At 68.5% G+C, this 17,171-nt stretch carries 16 protein-coding genes; 9 read left to right on the forward strand and 7 right to left on the reverse strand.

The window, feature by feature from the left end:
- Positions 1-8 precede the first annotated feature (8 nt).
- Complete coding sequence (locus OG558_RS04600) at positions 9-1,901, reverse strand: hypothetical protein (protein WP_405069106.1); 1,893 nt, start codon at positions 1,899-1,901, stop codon at positions 9-11.
- A 31-nt stretch (positions 1,902-1,932) separates the two neighbouring features.
- Positions 1,933-2,511, reverse strand: a complete 579-nt coding sequence (locus tag OG558_RS04605; RefSeq protein WP_405069107.1) for a hypothetical protein — start codon at positions 2,509-2,511, stop codon at positions 1,933-1,935.
- Positions 2,512-2,672: 161 nt separating this feature from the next.
- On the opposite strand from OG558_RS04605, the gene OG558_RS04610 reads away from it, so the two are divergent.
- Positions 2,673-3,785 (forward strand): citrate synthase 2, encoded by a 1,113-nt coding sequence (locus tag OG558_RS04610; protein WP_329481866.1) that lies wholly within the window; start codon positions 2,673-2,675, stop codon positions 3,783-3,785.
- A 67-nt stretch (positions 3,786-3,852) separates the two neighbouring features.
- Positions 3,853-4,509, forward strand: a complete 657-nt coding sequence (locus OG558_RS04615; protein WP_405069108.1) for a DUF2293 domain-containing protein — start codon at positions 3,853-3,855, stop codon at positions 4,507-4,509.
- Here OG558_RS04615 and OG558_RS04620 read toward each other — a convergent pair whose 3' ends face one another.
- Positions 4,510-5,268: a helix-turn-helix domain-containing protein gene (locus OG558_RS04620; protein WP_405069109.1), complete on the reverse strand. Its 759-nt coding sequence runs from the start codon at positions 5,266-5,268 to the stop codon at positions 4,510-4,512.
- Between the two features lie 140 nt (positions 5,269-5,408).
- Between OG558_RS04620 and OG558_RS04625 the strand changes: the two genes are divergently transcribed.
- Together OG558_RS04625 and serC are read left to right on the forward strand one after the other, a co-directional pair.
- Positions 5,409-6,272 carry a phytanoyl-CoA dioxygenase family protein gene (locus OG558_RS04625; RefSeq protein ID WP_405069110.1) on the forward strand — a complete coding sequence of 288 codons (864 nt, stop codon included), beginning with the start codon at positions 5,409-5,411 and terminating at the stop codon, positions 6,270-6,272.
- Between the two features lie 143 nt (positions 6,273-6,415).
- Complete coding sequence (gene serC, locus OG558_RS04630) at positions 6,416-7,540, forward strand: phosphoserine transaminase (RefSeq protein ID WP_405069111.1); 1,125 nt, start codon at positions 6,416-6,418, stop codon at positions 7,538-7,540.
- A 221-nt stretch (positions 7,541-7,761) separates the two neighbouring features.
- Here serC and OG558_RS04635 read toward each other — a convergent pair whose 3' ends face one another.
- The 3 genes from OG558_RS04635 to OG558_RS04645 form a co-directional block, all read right to left on the reverse strand.
- Positions 7,762-8,871 (reverse strand): hypothetical protein, encoded by a 1,110-nt coding sequence (locus tag OG558_RS04635; RefSeq protein WP_405069112.1) that lies wholly within the window; start codon positions 8,869-8,871, stop codon positions 7,762-7,764.
- Positions 8,868-10,184 carry a class I SAM-dependent methyltransferase gene (locus OG558_RS04640; protein WP_405069113.1) on the reverse strand — a complete coding sequence of 439 codons (1,317 nt, stop codon included), beginning with the start codon at positions 10,182-10,184 and terminating at the stop codon, positions 8,868-8,870. Before OG558_RS04640 ends, OG558_RS04635 begins: the two co-directional genes overlap by 4 nt.
- Before the next feature lie 72 nt (positions 10,185-10,256).
- A complete protein-coding gene (locus tag OG558_RS04645; protein ID WP_405069114.1) occupies positions 10,257-10,622 on the reverse strand; it encodes a hypothetical protein in 366 nt (121 codons plus the stop codon).
- 189 nt (positions 10,623-10,811) lie between these two features.
- On the opposite strand from OG558_RS04645, the gene OG558_RS04650 reads away from it, so the two are divergent.
- On the forward strand, positions 10,812-11,438 hold the full coding sequence (locus OG558_RS04650) for a helix-turn-helix domain-containing protein (RefSeq protein WP_405069115.1): 627 nt from the start codon (positions 10,812-10,814) through the stop codon (positions 11,436-11,438).
- A 14-nt stretch (positions 11,439-11,452) separates the two neighbouring features.
- Positions 11,453-12,733 carry an MFS transporter gene (locus tag OG558_RS04655; RefSeq protein WP_405069116.1) on the forward strand — a complete coding sequence of 427 codons (1,281 nt, stop codon included), beginning with the start codon at positions 11,453-11,455 and terminating at the stop codon, positions 12,731-12,733.
- Here OG558_RS04655 and OG558_RS04660 read toward each other — a convergent pair.
- Positions 12,663-13,769: a hypothetical protein gene (locus OG558_RS04660; protein ID WP_405069117.1), complete on the reverse strand. Its 1,107-nt coding sequence runs from the start codon at positions 13,767-13,769 to the stop codon at positions 12,663-12,665. The genes OG558_RS04655 and OG558_RS04660 overlap by 71 nt on opposite strands.
- A 232-nt stretch (positions 13,770-14,001) precedes the next feature.
- On the opposite strand from OG558_RS04660, the gene OG558_RS04665 reads away from it, so the two are divergent.
- Genes OG558_RS04665 through OG558_RS04675 form a run of 3 tightly spaced genes read left to right on the forward strand, consistent with a single transcriptional unit; the run spans position 14,002 to position 17,162 of the window.
- Positions 14,002-14,973: a carbohydrate ABC transporter permease gene (locus tag OG558_RS04665; RefSeq protein WP_405069118.1), complete on the forward strand. Its 972-nt coding sequence runs from the start codon at positions 14,002-14,004 to the stop codon at positions 14,971-14,973.
- Positions 14,973-15,833: a carbohydrate ABC transporter permease gene (locus tag OG558_RS04670; protein ID WP_329481887.1), complete on the forward strand. Its 861-nt coding sequence runs from the start codon at positions 14,973-14,975 to the stop codon at positions 15,831-15,833. The genes OG558_RS04665 and OG558_RS04670 overlap by 1 nt, the downstream gene beginning before the upstream one ends.
- An 18-nt stretch (positions 15,834-15,851) precedes the next feature.
- Positions 15,852-17,162 (forward strand): ABC transporter substrate-binding protein, encoded by a 1,311-nt coding sequence (locus OG558_RS04675; RefSeq protein ID WP_405069119.1) that lies wholly within the window; start codon positions 15,852-15,854, stop codon positions 17,160-17,162.
- Positions 17,163-17,171 lie beyond the last annotated feature (9 nt).

Genomic DNA, 17,171 nt, shown 5'->3' on the forward strand with positions numbered 1-17,171 from the left:
CCCTGAGCCTACTTACGTCCGAACCTGCTGCGGCGGTAGGCCCGCCACAGCCTGGTGCGAGCCAAGGCGCGGACCAGCGGGCTGCGGGTACGGCGTCGTACGGGTGGTTTCGGCGCGGGTGTCTCGACTCGGACGATCGGTGGCGGGCCGGCCGGAAGATGGTGGTTGACCTCCGCGAGGTGGTCGTCGAAGGTGGCACGCCAGAGAGCTTGGCGAAGGGTGGCTTCGGCGGCGGCTGAGCTTGCGCCGGCTGCGGATGCGGCCCACAAGGTGTTGAGCGCGTGGGCGTCGAAGCCCTCGACGTCGGTGAGGAGCGTTTCGATGAGTTCGCTGTCGGCTGCCTCGGCGAGGGCGCGGACTCTGGCCGGGGCTCGGCGCGGTGTGGCCGCGGTCGGCTTGAAGAAGGGGATGTCGGCCCACTCGGGGACGAGGCGGCGGACCAGCGCGCCGTGGAGCGCGTTGTCGACGCGGTGCGCCGGATCGAGCGCGAAGGCCGCCCGGACGAACGCCGGGATCAGCAGTGGCGACACGACTCCGCTCCGCTCTCCCGTCGTACCCCACCTGCGCAGCCGTTCGACGACGTAGAAGTAGTCGAGCATGGTCGCGTTCTGGATCCCGCCGTGCACCGCGGTCAGCAGGACACGCTCGATCTGCTCGCCCACCGCGGCCCGGGCCGGTTCGGCCGGCCCCGCGGTCGGCGTCAGCCGGGTCTGCAGGCGGTTGCCGAAGGCATGCAGTTTCCGTTGCAGCGGGAGCTCGTCGAGCTGCAGTACGTCGGCCGGATAGAAGTGGCCGTGGGCGACTTCACCACCGGCTCCGCCGATCGCGAGGTGATCGACCGCGGTGAGATTCTTCGGCGGCGCGTGGAACAGGTAGCTCGCGGGCCGGAGCCCCTCCGCGTACCTGTGCCAGCGCCGCGCGCGCTCCACCAGCTCGAGCGGCTGCGGCTTGACCGGCTGTGGCCGCACCGGCCCGCCCGGGGGCTTGCGGCTGACGACATGCTCGACCGTGCCAGGCAACGCCCGGACGAGCGACTCCGCCACCTCGACCTCACCCGGCACCGCGTCGTGGCTGTTCAGCTTGAGATCCACACCGGCGGCCAGGAACGCGGCAGCTACCACTCTGGAGTCGCGACCACCACTGAGGTCGACAGTAGGTCTGCCGGGCCACAGTCGTCCCACAGACCGCGCCACGTCCTGCAGTGCCTCGGCGGTCTCCTCCACCGTGTCCGGACTGTCCGTCGACCACACACTGGTCGTCTCGATCCGGCTGACCGTACGTTGCCGACGGCTGCCGTCGGCAACGATGTGTGTCGCCCCGGGCACAGCCAGCACACCGTCGTACGGCGTGCTGTCGTCCATGAACCAGCCGCACGCCGCAGCGAAACTCCAACCGCGTGGAGCCGCCATGGCCGGCACACCAGCGAAGAGCAGGGCCGCGACGGGGCGGTTGCTCCACACCCAGCCGTCGGACAGCCGCAACTGGAAGAGGCGACCGACGCCGATGGAGTCGGTGAACAACTCGAGCCGTTCCTCGGCCGGGTCCAGGACGGCCATGGTGAACGGTGGCGCCAATTCCAGGAAGCTGGCCGGAGTACGCCGTACCGCTTCAGCCAGCCGACCAGGAGCGTCGTACGGCGAGACCTCGCCGACGACACGTTGATAGCCGAGTGGGGTGTGCAGGCTGGCGACGCGGAGCTCACCGGTGTCGTGCCAGGACGGCCAGAAGCAGTGGCCGTCGTGCCGATCCCAGACGTGCAGCCCGAGCGTGCTGCCGTCGTACCCCTGGTGTTTGGCCTCGTGGTTCCACAGGTCGCCGTAGTACGCCTCGACGCGGGCGCGGCCCGCGGCGGCCCTCGCCACACTGTCGTGAGAGAAGGTGTAGGCGATCAGCGTTTCCATGCAGAGCCTGATGCTGGCTCCGCGGAGAAAGTTATCGCGGCGGCTGACCCGGGTACTGCTGCGGTTGCTGCTGCTGGCCCGGGTACGGCGGTTGTTGCTGCTGGCCTGGGTACCCACCCCACTGCTGCGGTTGCTGCTGCACGGGGTAGCCCGACTGGGAACCGCCGCCCTGCAGCAGTCTGGCCACCTTGGCGTCGGAGGCCCAGCGCCCGATGCCGGCGACGAGCAGGACGACTCCGATGAACAGCACCGAGCTGTCCATCAGCAGGTACGGCGGGATGCTGGAGCCGGGGACCTGGAAGAGCTTGAGCAGGTCGGACACCCGGTTGATCGGCGCCACCTGGACGAACAGCCCGGCCAGGGCCATCACGGCGCCGGCTCCGACCATGACACCGGCGCCGATCGTGCGGCCCGCCATCAGCAGGCCGAGCACGGCGGCGATCAGGAGCAACAGCACGAGCCATTGCAGACCGTGCCGGACGATGCTGTCGAACGTGACCTGGCGGGTGAGCTGTATCCGGGCGCCGGCGTAGGACGCACCGACGACAGCGGCGTAACCGGCGATGATCCCGAGCACGAGCCCGAGGGCGGGATTGGGCTTGGCGGCCATGGCGTCGAGAGTAGACCCGCGACCGGTCCACGGCGCCGACGTGCCGAGCTCGTCACAGATCTGTCCGGAGGTTACCGGCGAGAACTATGCTGCCTGGGCGCCTATCGGTGCGCGCGGTCTCTGGTGGGCCGGGTGCGCCGCCACGAGGACGAGGGAGTCGCATGTCAGATCCGAGGACCGAGGTGCAGCACGGGCTGGAAGGCGTGGTCGCGTTCGACACGCAGATCGCCGAGCCGGACAAGGAAGGTTCGGCGCTGCGCTACCGCGGCGTGGACATCGAGGACCTGGTCGGCCGGGTGCCGTTCGGAGCGGTCTGGGGCCTGCTGGTCGACGGTGCGTTCACCCCGGGCCTGCCGCCGGCCGAGCCGTTCCCGCTGCCTGTCCATACCGGTGACATCCGCGTCGACGTGCAGTCCGCGCTGGCCATGCTCGCACCCGCCTGGGGTCTGCGGCCGCTCTACGACATCGACGACGTACAGGCTCGCGACGACCTGTCCCGGGCCGCGGTGATGGCCCTGTCGTACGTCGCCCAGGCGGCTCGTGGCATCGGGCATCCGATGGTGCCGCAACGCGAGGTGGACAAGGCGAAGACGATCACCGAGCGGTTCATGATCCGCTGGCGCGGTGAGCCGGATCCCAAGCACGTGCAGGCAGTGGACGCGTACTGGACGTCCGCGGCCGAGCACGGCATGAACGCGTCGACGTTCACCGCGCGCGTGATCGCGTCGACCGGCGCGGACGTCGCTGCCGCGTTGTCCGGTGCGGTCGGTGCGATGTCCGGGCCGTTGCACGGTGGGGCGCCGGCGCGGGTACTGACGATGATCGAGGGCGTGGAGCGCAGTGGCGACGCCCGTGCGTACGTGAAGGGCCTGCTGGACGCCGGCGAGCGCTTGATGGGCTTCGGGCACCGCGTGTACCGGGCGGAGGACCCGCGCGCCCGAGTGCTTCGCCGTACGGCGCGAGAGCTGGCGGCACCGCGTTACGAGGTGGCGCAGGCGTTGGAGCAGGCCGCGCTGGCAGAGCTGCGCGAGCGGCGTCCGGACCGGGTGCTGGAGACCAACGTGGAGTTCTGGGCGGCGATCGTCCTGGACTTCGCGGAGGTGCCGCCGCCGATGTTCACGTCGATGTTCACTTGTGCCCGGACCGCCGGGTGGAGCGCCCACGTGCTGGAGCAGAAGCGCACCGGCCGCCTGATCCGTCCGTCCGCGATCTACTCCGGTCCCGCCAGCCGCCCAGCCACCTCCATCGAGGGCTGGAACCCGGACTGGGCCTGATCAATCCCCTGCGTCCGAAGAAGTGTGGGTTATGGGCCACCATCCTTCGGACGTAAGGTCTTTGGTCGTGAAGCCGGACGACCTGCTGGTCATCTCGCCAGTGAAAGAGTTCACCTGCGCGGACTGTGGAACGACCGAGCCAGATCTGATGCGTCTGGAGAACGACGCGCCGCACTGTCTCGGTTGTGCGGATCTCGACCACCTCGTGTTCCTGCCGTCGGGCAACACCGCGCTGACCCGGCGCGCGCGGACGGCGAGCACGCTGTCGGCGGTCGTGGTCCGGTGGAGCCGGGCGCGGAAACGGTACGAGCGCCAAGGCGTCCTGGTTGAGCAAGCCGCACTGGAGATCGCCGAGGAGCAGTGCCTCGCCGACGAGGACCTCCGGGCGCGGCAGCGCGAACGGTCGCGGGAGCGGCGTGCGATCGAGGACATCGACTTCCAGCACCGGCTGGCCATCGAGATCCAGCATCTGTTCCCCGCCTGCCCGGCGTCGCGCGCCACAGCGATCGCCCTGCACGCCGGGACCCGCAGCAGTGGACGGGTCGGCAGATCGGCGGCCGGCCGAGCCCTCGATGAGCACGCGATCACGCTCGCGGTGGTTGCCTCCATTCGCCACGAGGACACGCCCTACGACAGGCTCCTGATGACCGGCATCAGTCGGCAGGACGCCCGCGATCAGATCCGCTCGCAACTCGACGACGTGCTGACTCGCTGGCGGTCCTAGTCACCGATCCTGGCTTGGTGACCGGCCGGTTCGTTGCTTGTACTGGCGGCTGAAGTACGGGACGTCGGTGTAGCCGAGCGCGGCGGCTGTCTGGGTCACCGTCATCCCTGAATCGGTCAGTAGCTGGTGAGCGCGGTCGATCCTGGACTGGATCAGGTACTGCGCGGGCGACATCCCGAGCTGTGCGACGAACCTCCGGGTGAACTGCGCCCTGGAGAGTGCGGCCCGGCGAGCCATCTCCGTGACGGTCCAGTCGTGACTGGGATCCTGCCGGATCTGCCGCGCCACCTCGTCCACAGCCGTGTCGGTCGCGCTCCGCCCGGGGTTGTGGACCGCGTCCCAGATCACCCCGAGCAGTTGCTCCAGACACAGCTCCGCCTGCCTCCGGCCCAACGCATCCTGCCGCCGGTACGACGCGTCGCAGGTGCGCGCGAGTACGCCGAGCAACTCGCGATCCATCACCTCGCCCCACCGCGGATCCTGAGCCACCCTCGGGTGGTCGACCTCGAAATGCATGCCGAACACCAGCAAGCGCCGGCGCGGATCATGGGTCGCTCGCGGGGCGTCGCCCGGTGCGAAGACTGCACAGACACCAGGGTGCAACTCCCGCAGGTCGCCGCCGAGCTCCAGCCGGCCACGTCCATCCAGCACACACCACAACAGATGGTCCGGGAGCGGACGCGACGTCCAGGACCAGCTCGGCTCGCAGCGCCAGAACGTCGGCGGTGACAGCAGAGTGATCCGCAAGGGCGCGTGCACTGCCGGGTGATGCGACAAAAGTTCAACACCTCGCGTGAATCGTCCGTGGTCGGCCGGCGGCGATCGGTCGGAGAATTGCTGTGTCAGGGACAGAGTAGGCGGTCCTTGCCTGAGTGGCGGATCGAGTGCGGGAGTTGTGGATGAGCGTTTCGTACAACATCGATGAGCAGACCGGCGCGGCGTACAAGGCGGAGTTCGACGAGACCGGGTACACGCTGGTGCGCGGACTGTGGAGCGAGGACGAGGTCGATCGGCTGCGGGACCACTACATGGAGGTGCGCCGCCGTGGGACCAACCCACACGACTTCGCCGGGCACACCGCGACCGACCGGGATCCGCTCAAGCGGTACCCGCGGATGGCGCAGATGCACCGCTGGGACGACGCCTCGCTGCAGTGGATGATCGACCCGCGGATCGATCGGGTGATGATCGCGCTGCTCGGCAGGTCGCCGTACGCGGTGCAGACGATGATCTACTTCAAGCCGCCGGGTTCGCGGGGGCAGGCGCTGCACCAGGACAACTTCTACCTGAAGGCCGACCCCGGCACCTGCGTCGCGGCGTGGATGGCGCTCGACCGGGTCGACCGCGCGAACGGCTGCCTCGAGGTCGTGCCCGGCAGCCACCGCTGGCCGATCCTGTGCACCGAAAAGGCGGACACCACGGTCAGCTTCACCGACATCACCGTCCCGCTGCCTGAGGCGGGCGCCGCTGTACCCGTCGAGATGGAACCGGGCGACGTCCTGTTCTTCCACGGCGCCCTGGTCCACGGCAGCGCTCCGAATGTCACCACCGACCGCTTCCGCCGAGCTCTCATCGGCCACTACATCCAAGGCGAAGCCGAGAAGGTCGCCCAGTACTACCACCCGGCGTTGCGGATGGACGGGTCCGAGCTGACACTCGACGTCGCCGAGGGTGGTGGCGCGTGCGGCGAGTGGACCGACAGCCCGGACGGCCCCGTCGCCTTCCTGACCGGCACCCAAACAATCACCCGCAAACACGAGTGACCCCAACTCCCCACCGCACCCCGGCCCCCGAGCGGCGTGGCTGGGATGAGACCCGGGGGTGGGGGTTGCGGTGGGTGTGGGAGGATGGGGTGCGCTGACAGCGTCGTCGGCTTTCTGAACGCAGACGACGAAGGGAAACGCTGGTGACCAGCGAGATTCTGATTCCTGCAGAGCTCAAGCCCGCTGATGGACGCTTCGGGGCCGGGCCGTCGAAGGTGCGGCCGGAGGCTGTGGCCGCACTGGCGACCGAGGGCGCCAAGCTGCTCGGTACGTCGCACCGGCAGGCGCCGGTGAAGAACCTGGTGGCCCGGGTGCAGCAGGGTGTGTCCGACCTGTTCCAGTTGCCGGACGGATACCAGGTGGTGCTCGGCAACGGCGGCTCGACCGCGTTCTGGGACATCGCGACGTTCGGGCTGATCCGGGAGAAGAGCCAGCACCTGAGCTTCGGTGAGTTCTCGTCGAAGTTCGCCAAGGCCGCACAGCTCGCGCCGCATCTCGCCGACCCGACCATCGTGAAGTCCGACCCCGGCACGCGCCCGGTCGCCGTCGCCGAGGCCGGCGTCGACCTGTACGCGTGGCCGCACAACGAGACCTCCACCGGCGTGATGGCACCGGTCAAGCGGGTCGAGGGCGCCGACGAGGGCGCGCTGGTCGCGATCGACGCCACCTCGGGCGCCGGCGGCCTGCCGGTCGACATCAACGAGGTCGACGTCTACTACTTCGCGCCGCAGAAGTGCTTCGCCTCGGACGGCGGTCTGTGGATCGCGCTGATGAGCCCGGCCGCGCTGGCGCGGGTCGAGGAGATCACCGCGTCCGGCCGGTGGATCCCGGCGTTCCTGGACCTGGCCACCGCGATCGACAACTCGAGCAAGCACCAGACCTACAACACTCCGTCGCTGGCCACGCTGTTCCTGATGGCAGAGCAGACCGACTGGATCAACAACCAGGGCGGCCTGGAGTGGAGCGTCGCCCGGACGACCGACTCGAGCACCCGGCTCTACACCTGGGCCGAGAAATCCGACTACGCGACGCCGTACGTCGAGGACCCGGACGCTCGCTCGCTCGTCATCGGCACCGTCGACCTGGACGACGCGATCGACGCCGCCGCGGTCGCGAAGACGCTGCGCGCCAACGGAATCGTCGACACCGAGCCCTACCGCAAACTCGGCCGCAACCAGCTGCGCGTCGCGATGTTCCCCGCGGTGGACCCCGACGACGTCGAAAAGCTCACCCAAGCCATCGACTTCGTCGTCGACCGCCTGAAGTAACCCGCCGCACCCCACAGCCGCCGACCCCAGCCCGGGGCCGGCGGCTGTTTGTCTCCCCAGCACCTGCCGCTGCCGCAGCCATCGCTCGTCCGTGCAGGTAGCTCCCAGCCGATGCTTTGCAGGTTGCTTCCCACCTGACCGCGGTGGCCAGGCAAAGCACCGCCTGTGAGCGGCTGTGGCTCAGCGCCGCGGACCAGGGTGGGTGGTGCGTGGTGCCGGGGTTAGGAGTGGGAGCGACGGTGGGGAGTGCGGGGGGTTTGGCCGGTTAGGCGGGCGTTTTCGGCCATGCGGTCGAGGCGTTCGCGGCGGCCTGGAGGGAAGGTGACGATGGTGATGATGAGGGCGAAGAGGGCGGCGCCGATGAGGATCCAGCGGAGGTTGTGGTTCTTGCCGGTATCGCTGTTGGCGTCGGCGCTGCTGGTGGGCTTGGGGGTCGCGGAGGCCGCGGGGGGTGTGGCGGCGGCTGCCTTCGCGGGGATCTGGACCTGGTAGACGGCCGAGTTGGTGCCCTCGGTCCCGACGAGGACCGTCGTGTCGGTCGGGCCGACGGCGACGCTCTCACCTTCGCCGAACGCGACCGGGGTGCGGGCGATCGCCGTCGGGGTGTCGCCCCACGCGACGGTGGCGACGTCGCGGTTCGTTCGCAGCACGACGCGCTGACCGTCCGGCAGGAACGTGCCGTCGGTGATCACGCCGGACGGGGCCGGGGCGAGCTTGGAGAGCTCGTTCGTGCCCTGGCGGGTCGGTGCCGGTGGCGCCGCGTAGATCGCGCCGGTGCCCTTCGTCGACTTCGTGACGATGTAGAGCTGGTTCGTCCCGGGCTCGACCAGCAGGGTCTCGGCGTCGTGCGGACCGTCAGGGTAGGTGAAGTCGAACCGGTGGTACTTGACGCTGTCGGAGTCCTTCAGCGAGGCCGGCTCCGGGATCGTGTAGATCTCGATCATGTCCCGGTTGGCCTTGTTGTCGCCGATGTCCGCGATGTAGATCGTGCCGTCGCGGTCCACCCCGACCGCCTCGATGTCCTGCACCTGCGCCTTGAACCCGAGCTCCACCTTCAACCTGCCGGTGGTGTCGAGGCCGAACACCCGGACACTGTCAGTCGTCGCGTTCGCCGTCCAGTAGAGGTCGTCGTAATTCTGGCTCTTCGCCAGCCCCGACGGGTCCTTGATCCGGTCGTCCTTGATCGTGAACAGCTTCTTCGGCGGCGTCGGGTCCGCGGTGGTGGTGGCCGACGCGGAGGTGGTGGCCGACGCGGAGGTGGGCAGGGCGGCGCCGGCGAGCGTGAACAGGGCTGCGGCGGTCAGGGCAAGTACCGTCCGGAGCTGTCTCACGGCATCACCTCGGAGCCGGCTGCCTGTTCTGGCCGGGCCTCGGCTGCCGGCGGGAGCAGGAGCTGGGCCAGGCGCGGTGTGACCTGCCAGTCGGCGATCAAGGTCTGGTACTCGGACTGCACATCGGCGGTCGGCTTGGCGCCGGTCCGGGCGGCGCGGAGCAGCAGGTTGCGCGGGGTGTGCTGACTGTCCACGAACTGCACGACCTCCACTCGGTAACCGACCTGCCTCAGCACCGCCGCCCGCAGCGAATCCGTCAGGACGTCGGCGAACCGCTCACGAACGATGCCATATCTCGTCATCAGCGCATAAGGCGCCGGTGGTGAGACGCTCTTGAGCTGCTTTTGGATGTCGTGATGACAGCACGGAGCCGCGAGCACCAGCGGAGCCTCCCAGCCGACCGCCCGGGCCAGCGCGTCGTCGGTCGCCGTGTCGCACGCGTGCAGCGCCAGTACGACGTCCGGACGTACGTCGAGCTCCGCGGCCTGGATGGTCGCGTCGACGAAGCGCAGGTGATCCTGCCAGCCGAGCGCCTCGACCACCCGGGTGTTCCGCTTCCGGGCGGCCGGGTTGTGATCGATGCCGGTCATCCGGACGTCGTGCCCGGCCGCGGACAGCAGGTGATACGCGGCCAGGGTGAGGTAGGCGTTGCCGCAGCCGAGGTCGACGACCTGCAATGGCCGGCCGGTCGTGATCCGGCCGGCCGAGACAGCCTCGTCCAGGGCGGGCGCGAGCAGCTTGCAGAACTCCTCGATCTGCTTGTACTTCGCCTGCCGCGACGGCTTCACCCGGCCCTGGTGGTCGCTGATGCCGAGCTCGATCAGGAACGGCGCGGCCGGGTCGAGCACACGCTGCTTCACCCGGTCGTGGCCGGTCTTCTGCTCGCGGCTGTCCTCCTGCCGGTGGAGCAGCTCCTTGCCCTTCTTGGTGTAGCGCAGCCGCAGTGTCTCGGTGGTCGTCTCGACATGCCACGTCCCGTACGGCAGGTCGAGCAGTTCGTCGACGGCCTTCTCGCTGTCCGACGCCGCGACGTTGCGGGTATGGGCCTGGCGTTCGTCGTACTCGGTGATCTGCAGGTGGCGCTGCCCTTTCAGGTCGACGTACCTGAGCTCGATCCGGAGGTAGGGCGGTGCCTCGGCGCCGCGGCGACGGCCGGCGGCGAGCGCACGGACCAGACCGGTCTGGTCCAGTAGCGCCGTCCGGATCACCTCCCACGCGCCGGGCTCCGGCTGTGACGCCGGGGCCGGATCGCCGGACGTGGCCCGCGGATCCAGGGCCGGGCCGCTGGGATCCGGGTGCACCTCTGCCTGCATCGCGCCATTGTCGCCGACCGCTCCGCCGGATCACAAAGAGGTCTCGCCCACAGCTGGTTGTGGAGGGAGGACTCATCGCAGTTTCTCGTCCTCCGGGAGGAGGCCGAGGCCGCGCAGGCGGGTGGCGATGCCGCCCTCCTGGCGGCCGAGGGCATCGATCAGCTGGTCCTTGGTCGCGCCGTTGCGATACATCTCGGTCAGGGTCTCCTCGTCGGCGGCGGACCACGGGCGGAACGCGTTCGGATGGTTCTTGCGGGCGGCCTTGATCTTGCGGGTCATCGAGCGGGGGTCCATCAGCTCCAGGGAGCGGATCCGGGCCTGGCGGTGCCGGCCGACCTCCTCACCCTCGCGCCAGAACACCACCGCCCCGTCGTCGAACGTCATCAGGTCGGCGGGGACGTCGCAGTAGTCCGCGTCCTCGAGCATCACTCGCAGCATGGGTTGATCTCCGTTTCATGGTGCGGACCGGGCGGCCTCGAGGGGCGCGCCCGGTCCCTGTCTCACCGGAGAAGATGCCGCGATTCCACCCCGCCCCGACGACCGATTCGCGACCTGTGGACAACCGATCGCACAACTCGTTTGCAAAAACTCTTTGCAAACTGTCTTTGCAGTCCTACGATCGACAGCATGAGCGAGACGCCCGGCGACGAGAACCCCCGCGACAAGACCGCGCAGGACGAGAACACGCAGGACGCCAAGACCGTCCGGCTGGATCGGCACCTCGTCCGTGCGCTGGCGCACCCGATGCGGAACCGGATGCTCGGCCTGCTGCGGGTCTACGGGCCACAGACGGCCACCACCCTGGCGGGCCGGCTCGGGGTGAACACCGGCGCGACCAGCTATCACCTTCGCCAGCTGGCCGAGGCGGGCCTCGTGGTGGAGGACGACAGCCGGGGCAACGCGCGCGACCGCTGGTGGAAGGCCGCGCACCAGGGGACCGAGTTCGACGCGGCCGAACTGCTGGACCAGGAGCCTGAGCTGGCGCTGGGGTTCTTGCACGGGATCGGACAGACGTACGCCGAGAACATGTTCGGCTTCATCGACGCGATGCAGACGATGCCGCCCGAGTGGCAGGAGGCGAGTTTGCTGTCGGACGTCCTCTTCCACCTGCGGCCCGACGAGCTCGCCGCGATGATGCGCGAGGTCGTGGCGGTGTTCGAGAAGTACAAGACACCGGATCTGACGGCTCCGCTGCCCGAGGGGGCCGAGCACGTGACGGTGCAGATCCAGGCGTATCCGCGCGAGACCCACTGAGTGAGGTGAGGGACGTGGGTGCGGAGAAGCGGTACCGGGCGCCACTGGTTGCCTTCCTGGTGGCGAATGTGGTGTCGATCTGTGGCACTCGGGTCAGTGCGATCGCCATCCCGTGGTTCGTCCTGGTCACGACCGGTTCCCCGGTGAAGACCGGGATCGTGGCGCTCGCGGAGATGGGGCCGCTCGTCCTCGTCAAGGCGGTCGGCGGGCCGCTGATCGATCGGGTGGGAGCACGACGGGTCAGTGTGATCGCGGACGCGGCCAGCACGGGCGTCGTGGGTCTGGTGCCGCTGCTCCACACGATGGGCGCGTTGTCGTTTCCCGTACTCCTCATCCTGGTAGCCATCGCAGGAGCGCTCCGCGGCCCGGGCGATGCGGCCAAGGCGACACTGATCCCCGACATCGCCCGGGCGGCACAGGTCCCGATGGAGCGGGTGACCGGGCTCGAGAGTACGACGGAGCGCCTTGCCAGCTTCTTCGCCTACGCACTGGCCGGCGGCCTGATCACGCTCGTCGGCACGGTCAACGCCCTCTGGATCGACGCCGCGTCCTTCGGCGTCTGCGCCGTACTGATCTACCGCTGGATCCCCAAGCACCACGAGAAGTCGGTCATGACCCAGGACGGCTACGGCCGGCGCCTCCTGGAGGGCTGGCGGTTCCTCCGCAAGGACAAGCTGATGATGCCGCTGGTCCTGATGATCGCCGTGACCAACCTGCTCGATGCGGCGGTCGGCGCCGTACTGCTGCCGGTCTGGATCAAGGACCACGGTTTCGGCCCCGGTCACACCAGCCTGATCCTCACGTCGTTCGGTGTGACCGCCACGCTGTTCGCATTGCTGGCGTCGGCCGTCGGCGAGCGCATCCCGCGCAAGCTGGTCTTCACGCTGGCGTTCCTGATCTGTGGCGCGCCACGCTTCGTGGTGATGGCGTACGACGCTCCCGTCTGGGCACTCATGGCCGTCTATGCCGTCGGAGGCGTCGGAGCCGGCTTCATCAACCCGGTGCTCGGTGCACTGTTCATCGAGCGGATCCCGCGACAGATGCTCGGCCGGGTCAACTCACTGGCTGAAGCGGTCTGCTGGACCGGTGTGCCACTCGGCGGAATCGTCGCGGGTGCTGCGATCGCCGGCATCGGCCTGGCGCCCGCACTGCTCGCGGCCGGGGCGGTCTACCTCGTCGCGACCATGTCACCGGTGCTGATCGGCCGCCACGAGAACTGGAAGGCTACACCGGAGCCGACGGATCCTGGGGGAACGGAGGCTGATCAGGATCCGGTGGCAGTCCCTGCGTCTTAGCCCTCGTCACCTCGGTCGCCTGGCGCCGCATCCGGTCGCGCTCGGCCTTCAGCAGCCCGAGCAGCACCAGGTCGAGCAACATCCCGCCGACCGCCGCGAACTGCGTCCCGGCGAACTGGAACACCTGGGTCATCAGCAATGACACCAGCACCGCGAGCTCGAACAGCCGGACCGCACGGACCCGGTTCCCCTTCCGCAGTTGCCACGCACCGCGCGCCGTGAACGTTGCCGACAGCAAGCTCCCGGCCGCCACCCCGAGCACCGGGATGTCGGCGACCAGCCCGTTGTCGAACCGTATCCCGGCCGCGATCGCGGGCGCGCCGATCGCCTGGACGATCAGGACGAAGACCGCGATCGTGGGCGCGAGCGGATGCGTGGCCAGCCGGTCGAACCCACGCAGGACGGTCCGCCGCAGGGCGTCCACCGGAGCGGCCAGCTCCACCTCGTCAGCCGGGCAGGCGATCAGCAGCTCCCGCGTCTCGCGGCGACCGGCCACCTCCGGACCCACCTGGCGGAGCTCCTCCGAGGCCTGCGCCAGCCGGCGTCGGGACAGACCGCCCGCCACGCCCTCCACCGCGTGATCGATCACGTTCGCCAGCTGCTCGCGTGGGTCGATCGGCCGCCGCGTGGTGAGGAACCGGGTCGCGAGCACGATCAGCACGAAGACGATGTACACGATCGCCGCGGCCGGTTGGTAGAAGTAGTTGTTGTCCGAGGTGATGAACTTCCCGACCTCGTCGATGAACAGGCCGAACCCGATCCCGCCGACCAGTGCGGCCGCGGGCCGTACGACGGGACCGACGTACCCGAGCAACAGCGAGATCGCGACCAGCATCAGCAGGCCGCCCGGGAGCACATGGGCGATGTGCAGGCCTTTCCCGCCGATCTGCGGGTAGCCGCTCAGGCTGAGGATCAGGCGGGTGACCAGCACCGTCGCCACGCCGGCCACCACGAAGGTGGTCAGATGCTCCCCCGACCGCACGCTGCGGACCAGGCCCGCCCTCATCAGGTACGACGACCGCGCACTGGAGCTCATGCGCGAGAACCTTAGCGGGCGACGGCTGGTTCAGGCTGATGAATACGAATGCACTCCGCTCTTGCGCATCGTCCGACGGCGTCCTAACCTCTCGCGTAGTGGAACACCATTTCCACCAAGCGGTAAACCCCGCCCACCGGCCGGAGTCCTTCACGTCGCCCGATCCGAAGGCTCCGGCACTTTTCCGACACGCTTCTACATCGGTGAAGAAGGCCCCTGAGAGGAGGCCACCATGAGCATGAGGACCGAGATCTCTGCTCCGGCAGGCCGCGAATCGACGGCCGGCGTCCCGGCCGGCGGCACCCTGGCACCACGGCCCAAACCCAGCAGGCGACGTGACCGGGTCGCCTATCTCTTCCTGGCCCCGTGGTTCGTCGGGCTGCTGCTGCTCACGGCCGGGCCCCTGCTCGGGTCCCTGTACCTGTCGTTCACCAAGTTCAACCTGCTGCAGCCACCCGTCTGGAACGGCTTCGGCAACTACGTGAAGATGTTCACCGACGACCCGCGCTACCTGCAGTCGTTGAAGGTCACCTTCATCTATGTCGCGCTGACGGTCCCCCTGCAGCTGGGATTCGCACTGGCGGTCGCCGTGATGCTGAACCGCCCGCTGCGTGGGATGGCGTGGTACCGGTCGATCTACTACATCCCGTCCCTGCTCGGCGGCAGCGTCGCGATCGCGGTGATCTGGGGCCAACTGTTCGACGACGACGGCGTCCTGAACAGCTTCCTGGCGTTCTTCGGCGTCGCCGGCCGCAGCTGGATCTCCAACCCCGACACCGCTCTCTACACGCTGGTCCTGCTGAACATCTGGCAGTTCGGCTCGCCGATGGTGATCTTCCTGGCCGGGCTCAAACAGATCCCGCAGGAGCTGTACGACGCGGCGTCGGTGGACGGTGCGAGCGCCTGGCGACGGTTCTGGTCGGTCACCGTGCCGCTGCTGACACCGATCATCTTCTTCAACGTGGTGCTGCAGATCATCCAGGCGTTCCAGGCCTTCACCCCGGCGTACGTCGTGAGCGGCGGCAGCGGTGGACCGTCGGACTCCACGTTGTTCTACACGCTTTACCTGTACCAGCAGGGTTTCACGAACCTGAACATGGGCTACGCCTCCGCGATGGCGTGGGCGCTGCTGCTGATCATCGCCACCTTCACGCTGATCAACTTCGGGCTCGCCCGCCGCTGGGTCTACTACGAGGACCGCTGATGACGACTCTTCTGCAAAGCCCGGTACGCCGGGGTCGTGGGCGGCGGTGGCTGACCCACCTCGCGTTGATCGCCGGCACCGTGGTGATGGTCTATCCGTTGCTCTGGATGGTCGGCGGATCCTTCAAGGACGAGCGCGACATCTTCTCCCAGCTCAACCCGTTCCCCAGCTCGCTGGACCCGCGCAACTACATCGCCGGCTGGACCGCGACCGATCCCACCTTCACCCGGTTCTACTTCAACTCGCTGCTGATCGCGGTGCTCGCGGTGGCCGGCAACGTGATCGCCTGCACGCTCACGGCGTACGCGTTCGCCCGGCTGGAGTTCCGCGGCAAGAAGGTGTTCTTCGGCATCATGCTCGGCTCGATCATGCTGCCCGCGCACGCGCTGCTGATCCCGCAGTACGTGCTGTTCTTCCACCTCGGCTGGGTGAACACCTATCTCCCGCTGGTGGTGCCGAAGTTCCTGGCCACCGACGCGTTCTTCATCTTCTTGATGGTCCAGTTCATCCGCACCATCCCGCGCACGCTGGACGAGGCCGCGATGATCGACGGCTGCGGCAAGGTCCGCATCTTCAGCCGGATCATCCTGCCGCTGACCGGCCCGGTGCTGATCACCACCATGATCTTCACCTTCATCTGGACGTACAACGACTTCTTCGCCCAGCTGATCTACCTGTCCTACCCCAGCAGCGAGACCGTACCGGTCGCTCTGCGGCGATTCGTCGACGCGACCGGCGACTCGTCGTACGGGCAACTGCTGGCCATGTCGGTGCTGTCGCTGGTACCGACCTTCATCGTCTTCCTCCTCGCCCAGCGCCGGATCGTCGAGGGCATCGCCACGACCGGCCTGAAGGGCTAGCCCGAAAGGAACCCAGTCATGACCACACCGCTCAGCCGTCGGCGCTTCCTGCAGGCCGGACTCGCGGCCGGCGTTCTCGCACCGTTGCTGTCGGCCTGCAACCTCGACCCCGCGGCCAAGGAGGCGAAGGGATCGGTCCGGTTCAGCAGCTATGGCGACCCGACCAAGCTCGGCCTGCGCAGCAAGCTCGCGGACAAGTACACCTCGAGCCATCCGAACGTGAAGATGGTCTTCGAGGGCACCGCGACCGCGGAGTACTGGGACAAGCTCGCCACCCAGATGGCCGGCGGGAACGCCCCCGACGTGATCAACATCGACGCCCCGCGGATCGGCCAGTACGGCGCAGCCGGAGCGCTGCAGTCCCTGCAGAAGTACATCCCGGACACCATCGACACCAAGCCGATCGACCAGAACCTGCTCGTCCAAGGCCAGCTGAAGGGCGAGCAGTTCGGCATCCCGGTCGCGATGAGCACCTTCAGCTTGGGGTACGACGTGACCGTGCTCGACCAGCTCGGCCTGGAGCACCCGAAGGAGACGTGGACCTGGTCCGACTTCGCGACCCTGGCCAACGAGATCCGGCAGAAGTCCGGCAAGAAGATCTACGGCGCGGAGGACCCCAGTGGGGACACAGCGTCGCTGCAGATCTTCCTGCGCGGCAAGGGCGAAGACCTGTACAAGGACGGCACGCTCGCCTTCACCGATGCCTCGCTGACCGAGTGGTTCGAGTACTGGGCCGCGCTGCGAGCCACCGGCGGCACGATCCCGGCAGACATCGCGGCTCAGGCCAAGTACGGCGACTGGCCGACCGGGCCGCTGGTCAAGAAGCAGGCGGCACTCGCGCACATCCAGACGCCCAACCTGAAGGGCGGTTTCCAGGACCTCACTGACCACACCATCGACATCACCCTGCCGCCGCGGAACACGAAGGACGGCAAGTGTGGGACGTTCCCGGCACCGAGCAGCTTCCTGTCCCTGAACGCCAAGAGCCAGCGCGCCGACGACGCCGCGGCGTTCATCAACTGGTTCGCCAACGGCGAGGAGGCCGCGAAGACCCTGCGGCTGATCAGCGGACCGCCCGCCTCGGCGGAAGGCCGGGATGTGCTGCTGAAGGGCAGTGACCTGTCGGCGAGCGAGAAGCAGGTGCTGGCCTACACCGACCTGGCGCTGAAGAACTCGTCCGCCCCGCCGGAGGCCAGCCCGGCCGCCTCGACCGCCGTCGCCGACCTGTTGCTGAAGACCAGCCAGGACATTGCGTTCAACAAGATCTCGATCAAGCAGGGCGTCCCGAAGTTCATGGCCGACGCCCGCAAGACCCTCGACGGCAAGTGATTGGAGCCC

Origin of the sequence: Kribbella sp. NBC_01510, from assembly GCF_045040325.1 — a bacterium.
Lineage (GTDB): Bacteria > Actinomycetota > Actinomycetes > Propionibacteriales > Kribbellaceae > Kribbella.

What these genes read in the sequence shown, in the direction of transcription:
- OG558_RS04670 (WP_329481887.1), top strand. Translation starts at nt 14,973, where the DNA reads ATGACGACTCTTCTGCAAAGCCCGGTACGCCGGGGTCGTGGGCGGCGG.
- OG558_RS04605 (WP_405069107.1), bottom strand. Translation starts at nt 2,511, where the DNA reads ATGGCCGCCAAGCCCAATCCCGCCCTCGGGCTCGTGCTCGGGATCATC.
- OG558_RS04665 (WP_405069118.1), top strand. Translation starts at nt 14,002, where the DNA reads ATGAGCATGAGGACCGAGATCTCTGCTCCGGCAGGCCGCGAATCGACG.
- OG558_RS04625 (WP_405069110.1), top strand. Translation starts at nt 5,409, where the DNA reads ATGAGCGTTTCGTACAACATCGATGAGCAGACCGGCGCGGCGTACAAG.
- OG558_RS04660 (WP_405069117.1), bottom strand. Translation starts at nt 13,769, where the DNA reads ATGAGCTCCAGTGCGCGGTCGTCGTACCTGATGAGGGCGGGCCTGGTC.
- OG558_RS04640 (WP_405069113.1), bottom strand. Translation starts at nt 10,184, where the DNA reads ATGCAGGCAGAGGTGCACCCGGATCCCAGCGGCCCGGCCCTGGATCCG.
- OG558_RS04600 (WP_405069106.1), bottom strand. Translation starts at nt 1,901, where the DNA reads ATGGAAACGCTGATCGCCTACACCTTCTCTCACGACAGTGTGGCGAGG.
- OG558_RS04650 (WP_405069115.1), top strand. Translation starts at nt 10,812, where the DNA reads ATGAGCGAGACGCCCGGCGACGAGAACCCCCGCGACAAGACCGCGCAG.
- OG558_RS04610 (WP_329481866.1), top strand. Translation starts at nt 2,673, where the DNA reads ATGTCAGATCCGAGGACCGAGGTGCAGCACGGGCTGGAAGGCGTGGTC.
- OG558_RS04645 (WP_405069114.1), bottom strand. Translation starts at nt 10,622, where the DNA reads ATGCTGCGAGTGATGCTCGAGGACGCGGACTACTGCGACGTCCCCGCC.
- OG558_RS04675 (WP_405069119.1), top strand. Translation starts at nt 15,852, where the DNA reads ATGACCACACCGCTCAGCCGTCGGCGCTTCCTGCAGGCCGGACTCGCG.